Below are 13,648 nucleotides of genomic sequence, written 5' to 3' on the forward strand. Positions count from 1 at the left end.
GCAACAGGATCGCCATTTGATCTGAGGCACCGCAGGTCAGACGCCCGCACCTGCCTCAGATAGAACGACAACGGACACGGCGAAAGTGATCAGTGTGGCCGAGGGCGTGGTCGCCTTGTCCAGCACCGCAGGGGCGACCGCGCTGTTCCAACAGTTCTCGCAGCAATGGCGCGACTGCGACGGCACGATCGTGACCATCGGGCGCCCCAGCATCATCACCGACCGCCCGTCGATCGTCTTCTTGGACACCATTTCCGACGTGCGGGTCGCCGATTCGGTTGTGGCGGCGACCCTTTCGATCGACACCCAGTTGCCCGGTATACCGTCCACTGGACCCAGGCCCGAGGCGCGCGCCATCGGTGTTCGGGGGAACTGTCTGGTGGAAGTCGACGTGGCGTTCTTCGGCTCGACCAGCCCGTCGGACCAGGGGTCCGGCGATGTGCACCGCACCGCGATCGACATCGCGCACGCGCTGATGGACAAGGTCAGCGCGCTGAGCTGACCTGCGTACCTGCTACATCGGCGCGTTGGCGGGCTGGAACATCCCGGAGCCGTCGGCCTCCTCCTCGGCGCGGATCACGTGCACCACCGCGTTGATCAGCGCCAGGTGGGTGAACGCCTGCGGGAAGTTGCCCAGGTGCCGGCCGGTTCGTGGCTCGATCTCCTCGGCGTAGAGGTGCAATGGGCTGGCGTAGGACAGCAGCCGCTCGCACAATCGCTTGGCGCGGGCCACTTCGCCGATCTCCACCAGCGCCGACACCAGCCAGAACGAGCAGATCGTGAACGTGCCTTCCTCACCGGACAGCCCGTCGTCGGTCTCCTCCACGCGGTAGCGCAGCACCAGGCCTTCCTGGGTGAGTTCGTTGGCGATGGCCAGGACGGTGTTGCGCACGCGCGGGTCGTCCGGCGGCAGGAAGCGGGTCAGCACCATCAGCAGCAACGAGGCGTCCAGCGCGTCGCTGCCATAGCGCTGGGTGAACACCCCGCGGGAATCCACCCCGTGTTGCAGGATGTCTTCCTTGATCTCCTCGGCGATGGCCCGCCACTGCTGGGCATAGCTCTTCTCGCCCTGGCGCTCGGCCAGCTTCGCCCCGCGGTCGAGCGCGACCCAGCACATCACCTTCGACGAGGTGAAGTGTTGCGGTTCGCCGCGGACCTCCCAGATGCCCCGGTCGGGCTCGCGCCAGTGCTTGATGGCCTCTTCCACCTGCTTCTTGAGCACCGGCCACAAGCTCTCCGGGATCTGCTCCCGGGACTTGCAGTGCAGGTAGAACGAGTCGAGGATGGAGCCCCAGATGTCGTGCTGGACTTGGTCGTAGGCACCGTTGCCGATGCGCACCGGCCGGGCATGGTCATAGCCGGACAGGTGATGCAGCTCCTCTTCGACCAGGCTGCGTTCGCCGCCCACGCCGTACATCACCTGCAGCGGGTGCCGCTCGTTGCTGTTGGCGCCGGAGACGTCGGCGATGAACGCGAAGAAGTCGTCGGCCTCGCGGTCCAGGCCGAGCGTGTAGAGGCCCCACAACGCGAACGTCGAGTCACGCACCCACGCGTAGCGGTAGTCCCAATTGCGTTCGCCCTGCGGCGTTTCCGGCAGCGACGTGGTGGCGGCCGCCAGCAGCGCGCCGGTCGGCGAGTACGTCAATCCCTTCAACGTGAGCGCGCTGCGCTGCAGGTACGCCCGCCACGGGTGGTCGGGGAAGTTGCCGATGTTGATCCACTGCCGCCAACACTCGGTGGTCTGCCACATCCTGTCGGCGGCCTCTTCGTAGGTTTGCGGCGCCGGGTGCTTGGTCCAGCTCAGGGCGACGAACACGTCGTCGCCCTCCTTCATCCGGGTGCGTGCGCGCGCCTCGCGGCCCTCCAACCCGATCCGCAGGTTGCTGGTGAGCCGCAGGGTCGGGTGGGCGTCGGGCTGCTTGGCCGCCCGCGCGACGGCCTCGCCGTACGCGTTGGCCGAGTATTCCCACGTGGCGCCGACGCGGTGGTAGTCGAATGCGGGCTCGCAGCTCATCATCAGTTCGACGGTGCCGCTGACGCAGCGCACCGTGCGCAGCAGGATGTGCTCGGCGTCCCAGTCCATCGGCGTGCGGCGGTGCGTCCGCGACCGGCGCTCGATGTCGTGCCACGGCCCCATCACCAGCGCGTCGCGCACGATCAGCCACCCGGTGTGGGTCTGCCAGGTGGTCTCCATGATCAGGCTGCCGGGCAGGTAGCGGCGGGCCGAGGGCACCGAGACGCCGTAGGGGCCGAGCCGGAAGTGGCCGGCGCTGCGGTCCAGGATGGCGCCGAAGACGCTGGGGGAGTCCGGCCGTGGCACACACAGCCATTCGACCGACCCGGCGGGGGAGATCAGGCACGTCGTCTCCCAGTCCGACAGGAATGCGTAATCGGCGATCGGCGGAAACGGGTTCCGCAGCGCCCCGCTGGAAGCGAGCGGCGCCGGCGCACTGAAGTCGATCGTGGAAGGCAGGGCCGCCGGGGCCTCTTGGAATGCTTCCTCGGGCATGGCGTCGGCGGGCTGGTCGTCGGGCTGGGCGTGCAGGACCATCCCGACATCATCATCTGTTGAGCGGCCCGGCGTCCATTCTTTCGCCGACGTGGCGTCACACTCTCCTCACCCGCGGCGTCTGGCAAACCTCGGGGCGTGCTCGGGCAGCGGGCCGATTGCGACGAGGTAGCCGACCAGTCGCCGCAGTGCCGTGGACCGGCCCGCCAGCCGCACGCCGAACGGCGCACGGTGCTCGTTTCCGCCCACCGCCGCGGCGATCACGTTGGCATGGATCAGCCGCTGCGCGGTCTGAAGCAGCACGGTGGGAAGCCAGCGCCGCGTCTGCACCCGGGCCAACCGCCAAGTGGGCACCCGTCCCGCGCGCAACGCGCCGGCCAGGATGCGGGCGGCCGCCACCGCGTCGGCCACCGCGAGGTTGATGCCGATCCCACCGACCGGCGACATCGCGTGCGCGGAGTCGCCGATGAACAGGACGCCGTCGGCATACCAGCGGCGAAGCCGATTCAGCTGAACGTCAAGCAGTTTCACGTCATCGAACGACGTCAGCGTCTCCACGCGGTCACCAAGCCAGGGCACCATACCCACCAGCGCCCGGTGCAGCGCTTCGATGCCTTCGGCCCGCAGCTGGGCGTCGGTCCCCTTCGGGATGATGTAGGCGATCTGGAAGTAATCGCCGCGATCGATCACGATGACCGCGTGTCCCGCCCGCAGCACACCGGCGAGTCCGCGTGGATCGCCGGGGTGGCGGGGCAACCGGAACCACCACACGTCCATCGGCGCGCCGAAGCTCTGCGGTGTGAGGCCGACCGCCGAACGCACCGTGGACGAGCGACCGTCGCAGGCCACGGTCAACTCGGCGCGCATGTCTTTGACCTCGCCGGTCTGGTCGCGGTAGGTGACGCCGACGACGCGGTCCGCGTCCCGGATCACGCCGATCACCTCGGTGCTGCGCAACAGCCGGAAGCTCGGCTCGGCTTCGGCCGCGGTGGCCACCAGTTCGAGGAAATCCCATTGCGGCACCAGGGCGATGTGCTTGTGGGCGCCCGGGAGGCGGGTCAAGTCAAGGGCCACCGGTTCGTTCTGGATCTCCATGTGGACGGTGTCGATGAGGCGATGCGGAATCTGGGCGAACTGTGAGCCCAAACCCAGTTCGTCGAGCAGCCGCAAGGTGCTCGCGTGCACCGTGTCTCCGCGAAAGTCACGCAGGAAGTCCGCGTGCTTTTCCATCACCGTGACGGCAACACCGGCACGCGCCAACAGCAGGCCCAACACCATGCCCGCCGGGCCGCCGCCGGCGATCAGGCAGGCAGTCGCCTCGGACGCGGGGAACGGGGCAGACATGCGCCGATCTTGGCACATTGGTTTTCCGCTGCAGGGCCGAATAGGGTGAGCCCGTGACCGCGTTCCTGAATTGGTGGGACGGCAACGAGCTGTGGCTTTCCGGGCTCGCGTTCGTACTCCAGGCCATGGTGGTGATGCCGATCGTGCTGGTGGTGGCCGCCGTCACGGCGGGGCTGCTCGACGGCCTGCTCGGCAAGAGCATTGCCCTGATGCGCCGTGCCCGCCACGCCGGTGGTGGGGCGCCCGGGTAACGCGCATGCCCCGGTCACACGTGACGTTGGTCCTGGTTTCGCTCGTGGTGCTGGTGATCGTCGCGTGGTGGCTAACGCACTGAGCACGCAGGTTGCCTGCCAGCCACTCGAGCGGTGGCGGGCCTGCCGATTCCTGTTAGGCTTCCCGCCATGCATGTGACATCCGGTGTCGTGGAGCGCCATGTCTTCGTGCACTGTTGTCGCTGACTGCCAAACCCGTGTGCGGTCTGGGGTATGGGGTTCGTGAGCTCTCCCGTCGTTTAAGGCGCCTTTCCGCAGCATCGGGACCGATATCTGTAAGTCCCCGCACTGGAAGGCCCCAATGCTCAACGACATCGCCGGCGCGCCTCGCTGGCGGCCGGTGGTCATACTCGCCCTGATCGTCGCCGTCATCGCGGGGTGTAGTGGAGGTGCCAGCGACGTCGTTGGCGGGGGCGGGCCTGCGAACGCGCGCACGAGCCTCACCCTGGTCGCCTACTCCGCCCCGGAACCCGGTTGGAGCAAGGTGATTCCCGCGTTCAATGCGTCCGAAGAGGGCAAGGGCGTGCAGGTGGTCACCTCCTACGGCGCCTCCGGCGACCAGTCACGCGGGGTCGTCGACGGCAAACCGGCCGACGTCGTGAACTTCTCGGTCGAACCGGACATCACCCGGTTGGTGAAGGCGGGCAAGGTCTCCAAAGAGTGGAATACCGATGCCACCAAGGGCATCCCGTTCGGGTCGGTGGTGGCGCTGGTGGTGCGTAAGGGCAATCCCAAGAACATCAAGGACTGGGATGACCTGGTTCGCCCGGGAGTCGAGGTGATCACGCCCAGCCCGTTGAGTTCGGGCTCGGCCAAGTGGAATCTGCTGGCACCGTACGCCGTTAAGAGCAGTGGCGGCCAAGACGGCCAGGCGGGCATCGATTTCATCAAGAAGCTGGTGAGCGAACACGTCAAACTGCGCCCCGGATCGGGACGGGAAGCCACCGACGTGTTCGTCCAGGGCAGCGGGGACGTGTTGATCAGCTACGAGAACGAGGCGATCGCCACCGAGCGGGCGGGTAAACCGGTCGAGCACGTCATCCCGCAGCAGACCTTCAAGATCGAGAACCCGGTGGCGGTCGTGAGCACCAGCCCACACCTGGCTGCCGCGACCGCCTTCAAGAATTTCCAGTACACCGCCGCGGCGCAGAAGGTGTGGGCGCAGGCTGGTTTCCGTCCGGTCGATCCGGCCGTTGCCGCCGATTTCCGCGACCAGTATGCCGTGCCGACGAAGCTGTGGACGATCGCCGACCTTGGTGGCTGGAACGCGGTCGACCCGCAGCTGTTCGACAAGACCACCGGCAGCATCACGAAGATCTACATGCAGGCGACCGGATGACGGCGGCGGTGACCCCGGGGCCGGGCATCGGGCCCGGACTCGACGAGCCCGGCCGGGACGCGCCACCGGGGGGAGGCGGGCTGCGTGGCCGCGGATCGGCCAGCACGTCGCTTCGGTTCGGCGTGGCCGTGGTGTGGCTGTCCGTGATCGTGTTGCTGCCGCTGGCCGCCATCGCGTGGCAGGCCATCGGTGGTGGCTGGCAGGCTTTCTGGCTGGCGGTCACGTCGAACGCCGCGCTGGACTCGTTCCGGGTCACGCTGACGATCTCGGCTTCAGTGACCGTCGTCAACCTGGTGTTCGGCCTGCTGATCGCCTGGATGCTGGTCCGCGACGACTTCGTCGGCAAGCGGCTGATCGACGCGATCATCGATCTACCGTTCGCGCTGCCGACCATCGTCGCCAGCCTGGTGATGCTGGCCCTATACGGCAGCAACAGCCCGGTCGGTCTTCATCTGCAGCACACCGCGTGGGGCGTCGCGGTGGCGTTGGCCTTCGTGACCCTGCCGTTCGTGGTGCGTGCGGTCCAGCCGGTGCTGCTGGAAATCGATCGGGAGACCGAGGAGGCGGCGGCATCACTCGGTGCCACCGCGCCGAAGATCTTCACCTCGGTCGTGCTCCCGTCGTTGACGCCGGCGCTGTTATCTGGTGCGGGCCTGGCCTTCTCGCGTGCGATCGGCGAATTCGGTTCGGTGGTGCTGATCGGCGGCGCGGTGCCGGGGAAGACCGAAGTGTCGTCGCAGTGGATACGGACCTTGATCGAGAACGACGACCGCACGGGCGCCGCAGCGATTTCGATTGTGTTGCTGGTGATCTCGTTCGTCGTGCTGCTCGTGCTGCGCATCGCCGGCTCGCGGGCCGCCAAGCGCGAGGAGCTGGCCGCATGACGTCGTCCCCGCGGGTGCGCTACCTGATCCGGTATGTCGCGCTGGGTTACGTCTTTGTGTTGGTCGTCGTCCCGGTCGCCCTGATCCTGTGGCGGACCTTTCGGCCAGGGTTCGGGCAGTTCTTTGACTGGGTCAGCACCCCGGCGGCGATCTCTGCCCTGAATCTGTCGCTGTTGGTGGTGGCCATCGTGGTGCCACTGAACGTGCTGTTCGGCATCCCGACCGCACTGGTCCTCGCGCGCAACCGATTCGGCGGTAAGGGCGTGCTCCAGGCGGTCATCGATCTGCCCTTCGCGGTCTCGCCCGTCATCGTGGGCGTCGCCCTGATCCTGCTCTGGGGATCAGCCGGCGCGTTCGGCTTCGTCGAGAAGGACCTCGGGTTCAAGATCATCTTCGGTCTCCCCGGCATCGTGCTCGCCAGCGTGTTCGTCACCCTGCCGTTCGTCGTGCGTGAGGTGGAACCGGTCCTGCACGAATTGGGCACCGACCAGGAGGAGGCGGCGGCGACACTGGGTTCCGGTTGGTGGCAGACCTTTTGGCGGATCACGTTGCCGTCCATCCGGTGGGGATTGACCTACGGCATCGTCCTGACCATCGCCCGTACGCTCGGCGAATACGGCGCAGTGATCATGGTGTCGTCCAACCTGCCGGGGGAGTCGCAAACGTTGACACTGCTTGTCTCCGATCGCTACAACCGCGGCGCCGAGTACGGGGCCTACGCACTGTCGACGCTGCTGATGGCGGTGTCCGTGCTGGTCCTGATCTTCCAGGTGCTGCTCGACGTCCGACGGGCGCGAGCGGCCAAGGCGGATAAGGAGATTTGGGCATGACCGCCTCCGGGACGGGCCGCACCGAAGACGCGATCATCGTGCGGGACGCCTACAAGCGCTACGGCGACTTCGTGGCACTGGACAACGTCAACTTCGTCGTGCCCGCCGGTTCCCTGACGGCGTTGTTGGGGCCCAGCGGTTCTGGCAAGTCCACCCTGTTGCGCGCCATCGCCGGGCTCGACCAGCCCGACAGCGGTACGGTCACCATCGACGGCCGTGACGTGACCCGGGTGCCGCCGCAGCGCCGGGGCATCGGATTCGTGTTCCAGCACTATGCCGCGTTCAAGCACTTGACCGTGCGTGACAACGTGGCCTACGGGTTGAAGATCCGCAAGCGGCCCAAAGCGGAGGTCAAGGCCAAGGTCGACAATCTGCTGGAAGTGGTGGGGCTGACCGGATTTCAGAATCGTTACCCCAATCAGCTGTCCGGTGGCCAGCGACAGCGGATGGCACTCGCACGGGCGTTGGCGGTCGACCCGCAAGTGCTGCTGCTCGACGAGCCATTCGGTGCGCTGGACGCCAAGGTGCGCGAGGACCTGCGCGCGTGGTTGCGCCGCCTGCATGACGAGGTGCATGTGACCACGGTGCTGGTCACCCACGACCAGTCCGAGGCGCTCGATGTCGCCGACCGGATTGCCGTGCTCAACCAGGGCCGCATCGAGCAGGTCGGATCCCCGACCGAGGTCTATGACGCCCCGGCGAACGCGTTCGTGATGTCTTTCCTGGGCGCGGTTTCCTCGCTGAACGGCACCCTGGTCCGACCGCACGACATCCGGGTTGGCCGCACTCCGGACATGGCTGTCGCCGCCGCCGACGGCACCGGCGAATCCACGGGTGTGCTGCGGGCCACCGTCGACCGTGTGGTGGTGCTCGGTTTCGAGGTGCGGGTGGAGTTGACCAGCGCCGCCACCGGCAATTCCTTCATCGCCCAGATCACCCGCGGCGACGCCGAGGCCCTGGCCTTGAATGAGGGTGACACCGTTTACGTGCGGGCCACCCGGGTGCCGCCGATCACCGTCAGCGGGACGGCGACTGGTGGCGACGGCTCCGCCGGTGCGGGCGAAGATCGGACGACGCTGACGTCGGCCTGACCGGCGTTACTTGTTACGAGGCGTGCAACCCGCACTCGGTCTTCGACAGCCCCTGCCAGCGCCCACTGCGCGGGTCGGCGCCCGCGAGCGGTTTGGCCGTGCAGGGAGCGCAGCCGATCGACGGATATCCGTCATAGACAAGCGGATTGACCAGCACGCCGTGGTCATCGATGTAGTTCTGCATGTCCTCGTCGGTCCACGTCGCCAACGGGTTGATCTTCACCAGCTTGAAGCCCTCGTCGAAGCCGATCACCGGGGTGTTGGCGCGTGTCGCCGCCTCGCTCCGGCGTAACCCGGTCACCCAGGCGGAGTATCCACTCAGGGCTTTGCGCAGCGGCACGACCTTGCGCAACCGGCAGCACTCGCCCGGATCCCGGTCGAACAGGTTCTTCCCCAGCAGCTGGTCCTGCTCGGCCACCGTCTGCTCGGGCGTGATGTTGAGCACGTGTATGTCGTAGACCGACTCGACCGCGTCCCGGGTTCCGATGGTCTCGGCGAAGTGGTAGCCGGTGTCCAGGAAGACCACCGGCACACCCGGCCGAACCTTGGCGGCCAGATCGATCAACACGGCCTCCTGCATGCTGGAGGTCAGCACGTAGTTGCAGGTCGCCCAGCCGCGCGGGCCGTTGACTCCGCCGAATGTCTCATCGGTCCAACGCAACACCTCGGTGGCGCTGGCGCCCTCGAGCTCCGCGGCCCCACGCGCCGCCAGGTCCCGCAGTTCGGCTTCGGTCCGTTTCGTTGCTTGTTCACTCATCGTAGATCGTCCTCATCTGCCCGAATCGCCCACTGCGCGAACCGTTCTCCCGCACTGCGGTGTGTGATGAAGTTGCGTACCACCCGATCGATATAGTCGCCGAGCTCGTCGCTGGTGACCTTGTGCTGGCGCAGCTTTCGCCCGAATCCGCTGTCCAGCCCGAGGCTGCCGCCCAGGTGCACCTGAAAACCCTCGACGGAGCCCCCATGACCGTCGTCAACCATTTGACCCTTGAAGCCGATGTCGGCCACTTGAATTCGCGCGCATGAGTTCGGACAACCGTTGATGTTGACCGTGATCGGCACGTCGAGCGCAGAGTTGATGTCCTCGAGCCGGCGTTCCAGCTCGGGCACCAAGACCTGCGCCTTGCCCCGGGTCTCAGCGAACGACAACTTGCAGTATTCGATCCCCGTGCACGCCATCAGGTTTCGGCGCCACCGGGACGGTTCGGTCTGCAAACCGAGCGCCTCTAGACCGGCGAGCACATCGTCGAGCTTGTCGTCGGCTATGTCGAGGATGACCAGCTTCTGGTACGGGGTGAACCGGACCCGGTCCGAGCCGGCCCGGTCCATCAGGTCGGCCACCGCCGAGAGGATGGTTCCCGAGACGCGTCCGGCGATCGGAGCCGCCCCGACCGCGTTGAGCCCGTTCTTGAGCCGCTGCACCCCGATGTGATCGATCGGATGCTTGAGAGGCTCGGGGGCCGGGCCGTCGATCAGCCGTCGCTTGAGGTACTCGGTTTCGAGGACCTCACGGAACCTTTCGATGCCCCAGTCCTTGATCAGGAACTTCAGCCGAGCCTTGGACCGCAGCCGCCGGTAGCCGTAGTCGCGGAATATCGACGTCACGGCCTCCCAGACCTCGGGCACCTCGTCCAGCGGCACCCAGGCGCCCACCCGCTGCGCCAGCATCGGGTTGGTGGACAGCCCGCCGCCGACCCACAGGTCCAGGCCGGGCCCATGCTCGGGGTGGTTGACGCCGATGAAGGCGATGTCGTTGATTTCGTGCGCGACATCCTGCAGCCCCGAGATCGCGGTCTTGTACTTGCGCGGCAGATCGGCGAAGTCCGGCTTGCCGATGTAGCGGCGCACGATCTCATCGATAGCCCAGGTCGGGTCGAGCACCTCATCGAGCGACTCGCCGGCCAGCGGTGAACCCAGGATGACGCGGGGGCAGTCGCCGCACGCCTCGGCGGTCTGCAGACCGACGTCGGCCAGCCGCCGCCAGATTTCGGGGACGTTCTCGACCTCGATCCAGTGCATCTGCACGTTCTGGCGGTCCGAAATGTCGGCCGTATCGCGGCCGAACTCGGTCGAGATCTGGCCGACGGTGCGCAGCGCGGCGGCCGTCAGCGCGCCGCCGTCACAGCGCACCCGCATCATGAAGTACTTGGCTTCGAGCAAATCGGCATTCTCGTCGCCGGTGAAGGTACCGTCGTAGCCCTGTTCGCGCTGGGTGTAGAGCCCCCACCAGCGGAAGCGCCCGCGCAGGTCACTCTTGTCGATGCTGTCGAACCCGGCCTTGGCGTAGACGCTCTCGATGCGTTCGCGCACCTCGAGCGGCGCGCCGGCATGCTTCATCTCTTCGTTGGGGTTAAGCGGCTCCCGATCTCCCAGCGCCCACTGGCCCTCGTTGCGAGCCTTGTTTTGAGCCCCGGCGGGACGGGCTGTGGTCATTGGATGAGGTCTCCTTTTCGACATCGCAGGCATAGAAGCGCAGCTCACCGGTGGTATCGGCGGCGCAGATCCGATGCCAGCTGGACGTGCAGGTGGGCGGGTCTACGACATCAAGGAAGACAGCAACAGCTGCAAACACGCTTGAGATCAATGTGCCGCCGCGCCACGAGCGCAATGCGAAGGCTGGGCCTGGCGACGGTCACTCACCCATTGTGCCATGCCCGCGAAGCGGCCACACCACCAGGTCAAATATCTGCTCACGGTGAGTGGAATTCTCCGATTAAGCTGGCCGCCCGGGTAATAAAACCCAGGAAACGATGCAGGCCGGTGAGAACGGTTCGGGCGGGGTCGACGCCCCGACCGCGGGCGGCGCACCGTGGGATGATTTGGCATGGCACTTCGCGAGGAAGCGGTCGAGCTGCCCGACGTGCAGCCCGTCCCCGGACGGCCGTTCGGGTTGTACATCCATGTTCCGTTCTGCATAACACGTTGCGGTTACTGCGATTTCAACACCTACACCCCGGCCGAGTTGGGCGGTGTGAACCCCGACGCCTGGCTGGCGGCGCTGCGTACGGAGTTGAAGTTAGCCGCCGAGCGCCTTTCCGGGCCGACCGTGAACACGGTGTTCGTCGGGGGCGGCACGCCGTCGCTGCTGGGCGGCGCGCGCGTGGCGTCGGTGCTGGACATGGTGCGTGAGCATTTCGCGCTGGCAGCCGACGCGGAGATCACCACCGAGGCCAACCCGGAGTCGGCCTGGCCGGACTTCTTCGACGCCATCCGCGCGGCCGGCTACACGCGGGTGTCGCTCGGCATGCAGTCGGTGTCACCGAGAGTGCTGGGGGTCCTCGACCGCATTCACACCCCGAACCGATCGGCGGCCGCGGCCCGCGAAGCGTTGGACGCGGGCTTCGAGCACGTCAGCCTCGATCTGATCTACGGAACTCCGGGGGAGACCGACGACGATCTGCTGCGTTCGGTCGACACTGCGATCGAGACCGGCGTCGATCACGTGTCCGCCTACGCGCTGGTCGTCGAGGAAGGCACCGCGCTGGCCCGACGGGTTCGGCGCGGCGAACTGGCGGCTCCCGACGACGACGTGCTCGCGCACCGCTATGAGTTGGTCGATGCCCGGCTGTCCGGGGCCGGAATGACCTGGTACGAAGTGTCCAACTGGGCGCGGCCCGGCGGTGAATGCCGGCACAACCTCGGCTATTGGGACGGTGGCCAGTGGTGGGGGGCGGGACCGGGAGCCCATGGCTACGTCGGCGCCACGCGGTGGTGGAATGTCAAGCACCCCAACGCCTATGCGGAGGCGCTGGCCGGTGCCGCGTTGCCGGTGGGGGGATTCGAGCGGCTGGACGCCGACGCCCTGCACACCGAAGACGTGCTGTTGAAAACCCGGCTGCGCCAGGGTCTTCCGCGCGACGTGCTGAGCCTCGCGGAACGGGAACGCGCCGAAGGCGCGGTTGCCGACGGGCTGCTGGTGTCCGAGGCCGACCGGTTCGTCCTCACGCCGCGTGGACGGCTGCTGGCCGACGCGGTGGTGCGCACCGTCCTGGGGTAGTGCTCAGATCGGCGGGAAGCAGTGCGCGACTGCGCGGTTGATCTCGATATACAGCGGAATCCCGATGGTGACGGTGTAGGAGAAGGTCAATCCCAGCGCGGCGGCCAGCGGCAAGGTCGGGCTCGCCTCGGGGATTCCCAGCCGCTGCACCGCGGGGAGCGTGATGTACGACGCAGACCCGCACAGCACGGCGAACAGCACATAGGTGCCCGGCTGGACAACAACTCTCTTCTCCTCTCGGCTCAACGCCGAGACTCGGTCGAAGGGGTCGAGTTCGGGCGCCCGGGGGACCTCACGGCCGCCGAGCAGAAGAGTCAGTCGGCCGTTAATCCGTTGCTTGAACACCCCCCAAGTCGTGGGCGGTGGCCAGGGCGATCCGCGTGCTCGTCTCGTGTTTGGACAGGGGCCGCATGTGGTCCCATCCCTCGATCACCAGCCTCGGACTTTGGTCTTGGCCGCTGAACTCCTCTAAGTAATAACGGAGGGACTCACCCGTCGTGTGATCGACGAGGGGCACATGCGAGCTCAAGTGGAGATGCACCGCCTGTGTGTCGTGCGGAAGCTGCCCCAACTCCCGAATCACGTGGAACAGGTTGAAACACACAAGGGGACCATTCAAGTACAGGTGGTAGGTGCCCTCATCGAATTCCCGTTCAGACACCGGATTGCGAAACAGACTGAGGAAACGGGCGGCAAAATTCGGCTTGCCGAATTCCGAGCCGTTCCTCAGGGTGTGCCAGAGGCCCACCAACCACAGGTTCAGTAGCAACTCCAGGACAATGCCGGCGGCGATGCCGATGAGCAGGTCCGTCGTCACAGTCACGAACATGGTGGTGACGAAGACGACGAACTGCTCCGTCCCGACCCGCGCGACCTTGAGCCAGAGCGCGGGCTTACACAGCTTGTAGCCGATGAAGACCAGGATGGCGGCCAGGACCGCCATCGGGACCATGTCGATCACGTAGCGGCCGACCAGCACGAACGTCAGCAGGAAGCAGGCGTTGTAGAAGTTGGCCCACTGGGTCCGGCCGCCGGCCAGGACATTCGCCGTGCTCTTGACCATGCCAGGGATGATGGTCAAGCCACCGAGCATGCTCGAGGCGCCGTTAGACACGCCCATGGCCAGCAAGGTCCGGTCTGGGTCGGACCGGCGGCGATAGGGGTCGATGTTGTCCACGGCCGCGATCGTCGCCAGGGACTCGGTCGCGTCGATCAAAAGGAGGGTGACAACCAGGTAGGCCAGGGGTAGCCACACTGCGGCATCGGTGAATGCCTCACCGAACTGGGGGAAGACGATCCCGTGCTGGTGGCGTCCCAGGAGCGGTGTAAAAGTGGTCTGACATAGGTTCCGCTCGCTTGCGTTGATGATCCTATGCGGTGGC

Annotated in this window: 12 protein-coding genes and 2 pseudogenes; 7 read left to right on the plus strand and 7 right to left on the minus strand. The window is 66.6% G+C overall.

All coding sequences use genetic code 11. The features are described 5' to 3' along the window. Positions 1-76 precede the first annotated feature (76 nt). A pseudogene (locus AWC17_RS18130) lies at positions 77-502 on the plus strand (sensor domain-containing protein); the annotation flags it as partial. Positions 503-514: 12 nt separating this feature from the next. Here the strand turns inward: AWC17_RS18130 and AWC17_RS18135 are convergent. Next, entirely contained in the window at positions 515-2,551 is a 2,037-nt protein-coding gene (locus tag AWC17_RS18135; RefSeq protein WP_046185097.1) for a glycoside hydrolase family 15 protein, read from the minus strand. Positions 2,552-2,617: 66 nt separating this feature from the next. Further along, a complete protein-coding gene (locus AWC17_RS18140) occupies positions 2,618-3,853 on the minus strand; it encodes an FAD-dependent oxidoreductase (protein ID WP_046185096.1) in 1,236 nt (411 codons plus the stop codon). A gap of 53 nt (positions 3,854-3,906) precedes the next feature. Here AWC17_RS18140 and AWC17_RS18145 point away from each other — a divergent pair, with 53 nt between their 5' ends. From AWC17_RS18145 to AWC17_RS18165, 5 genes are all read left to right on the plus strand, one after another. Continuing rightward, positions 3,907-4,104: a hypothetical protein gene (locus AWC17_RS18145; RefSeq protein ID WP_046185095.1), complete on the plus strand. Its 198-nt coding sequence runs from the start codon at positions 3,907-3,909 to the stop codon at positions 4,102-4,104. Positions 4,105-4,426: 322 nt separating this feature from the next. Then, entirely contained in the window at positions 4,427-5,464 is a 1,038-nt protein-coding gene (locus tag AWC17_RS18150) for a sulfate ABC transporter substrate-binding protein (RefSeq protein WP_046185094.1), read from the plus strand. Continuing rightward, positions 5,461-6,348: a sulfate ABC transporter permease subunit CysT gene (cysT, locus tag AWC17_RS18155; protein WP_047323196.1), complete on the plus strand. Its 888-nt coding sequence runs from the start codon at positions 5,461-5,463 to the stop codon at positions 6,346-6,348. The genes AWC17_RS18150 and cysT overlap by 4 nt, the downstream gene beginning before the upstream one ends. Then, complete coding sequence (gene cysW / locus AWC17_RS18160) at positions 6,345-7,178, plus strand: sulfate ABC transporter permease subunit CysW (RefSeq protein WP_046183207.1); 834 nt, start codon at positions 6,345-6,347, stop codon at positions 7,176-7,178. The genes cysT and cysW overlap by 4 nt, the downstream gene beginning before the upstream one ends. Then, positions 7,175-8,269 (plus strand): sulfate/molybdate ABC transporter ATP-binding protein, encoded by a 1,095-nt coding sequence (locus AWC17_RS18165; protein ID WP_046183208.1) that lies wholly within the window; start codon positions 7,175-7,177, stop codon positions 8,267-8,269. The genes cysW and AWC17_RS18165 overlap by 4 nt, the downstream gene beginning before the upstream one ends. Positions 8,270-8,282: 13 nt before the next feature. Here AWC17_RS18165 and AWC17_RS18170 read toward each other — a convergent pair whose 3' ends face one another. The 3 genes from AWC17_RS18170 to AWC17_RS34205 form a co-directional block, all read right to left on the minus strand. Further along, entirely contained in the window at positions 8,283-9,026 is a 744-nt protein-coding gene (locus AWC17_RS18170; RefSeq protein WP_046183209.1) for a phosphoadenylyl-sulfate reductase, read from the minus strand. Further along, positions 9,023-10,702: a nitrite/sulfite reductase gene (locus AWC17_RS18175; RefSeq protein WP_046183210.1), complete on the minus strand. Its 1,680-nt coding sequence runs from the start codon at positions 10,700-10,702 to the stop codon at positions 9,023-9,025. The genes AWC17_RS18170 and AWC17_RS18175 overlap by 4 nt, the downstream gene beginning before the upstream one ends. A 110-nt stretch (positions 10,703-10,812) precedes the next feature. Next, on the minus strand, positions 10,813-10,905 hold the full coding sequence (locus AWC17_RS34205) for an Ms4527A family Cys-rich leader peptide (RefSeq protein WP_372517391.1): 93 nt from the start codon (positions 10,903-10,905) through the stop codon (positions 10,813-10,815). A 188-nt stretch (positions 10,906-11,093) separates the two neighbouring features. On the opposite strand from AWC17_RS34205, the gene hemW reads away from it, so the two are divergent. Next, positions 11,094-12,266 carry a radical SAM family heme chaperone HemW gene (hemW, locus tag AWC17_RS18180; RefSeq protein ID WP_046183211.1) on the plus strand — a complete coding sequence of 391 codons (1,173 nt, stop codon included), beginning with the start codon at positions 11,094-11,096 and terminating at the stop codon, positions 12,264-12,266. Between the two features lie 3 nt (positions 12,267-12,269). Here hemW and AWC17_RS18185 read toward each other — a convergent pair. Both AWC17_RS18185 and AWC17_RS18190 read right to left on the minus strand, forming a co-directional pair. Continuing rightward, a pseudogene (locus AWC17_RS18185) lies at positions 12,270-12,479 on the minus strand (sodium-dependent bicarbonate transport family permease); the annotation flags it as partial. 112 nt (positions 12,480-12,591) lie between these two features. Beyond that, positions 12,592-13,648, minus strand: a 1,057-nt coding sequence (locus AWC17_RS18190; protein ID WP_141224676.1) for a SulP family inorganic anion transporter, incomplete at its 5' end; no start/stop codon positions are given.

The sequence above is a fragment of the Mycobacterium nebraskense genome, assembly GCF_002102255.1.
Taxonomy (GTDB): domain Bacteria; phylum Actinomycetota; class Actinomycetes; order Mycobacteriales; family Mycobacteriaceae; genus Mycobacterium; species Mycobacterium nebraskense.

Excerpts from the sequence above, each read along its gene's own strand:
- cysT (WP_047323196.1), top strand. The coding sequence starts at position 5,461 with ATGACGGCGGCGGTGACCCCGGGGCCGGGCATCGGGCCCGGACTCGAC.
- AWC17_RS18175 (WP_046183210.1), bottom strand. The coding sequence starts at position 10,702 with ATGACCACAGCCCGTCCCGCCGGGGCTCAAAACAAGGCTCGCAACGAG.
- AWC17_RS18150 (WP_046185094.1), top strand. The coding sequence starts at position 4,427 with ATGCTCAACGACATCGCCGGCGCGCCTCGCTGGCGGCCGGTGGTCATA.
- AWC17_RS18165 (WP_046183208.1), top strand. The coding sequence starts at position 7,175 with ATGACCGCCTCCGGGACGGGCCGCACCGAAGACGCGATCATCGTGCGG.
- AWC17_RS18135 (WP_046185097.1), bottom strand. The coding sequence starts at position 2,551 with ATGGTCCTGCACGCCCAGCCCGACGACCAGCCCGCCGACGCCATGCCC.
- hemW (WP_046183211.1), top strand. The coding sequence starts at position 11,094 with ATGGCACTTCGCGAGGAAGCGGTCGAGCTGCCCGACGTGCAGCCCGTC.
- AWC17_RS18170 (WP_046183209.1), bottom strand. The coding sequence starts at position 9,026 with ATGAGTGAACAAGCAACGAAACGGACCGAAGCCGAACTGCGGGACCTG.
- AWC17_RS18140 (WP_046185096.1), bottom strand. The coding sequence starts at position 3,853 with ATGTCTGCCCCGTTCCCCGCGTCCGAGGCGACTGCCTGCCTGATCGCC.
- cysW (WP_046183207.1), top strand. The coding sequence starts at position 6,345 with ATGACGTCGTCCCCGCGGGTGCGCTACCTGATCCGGTATGTCGCGCTG.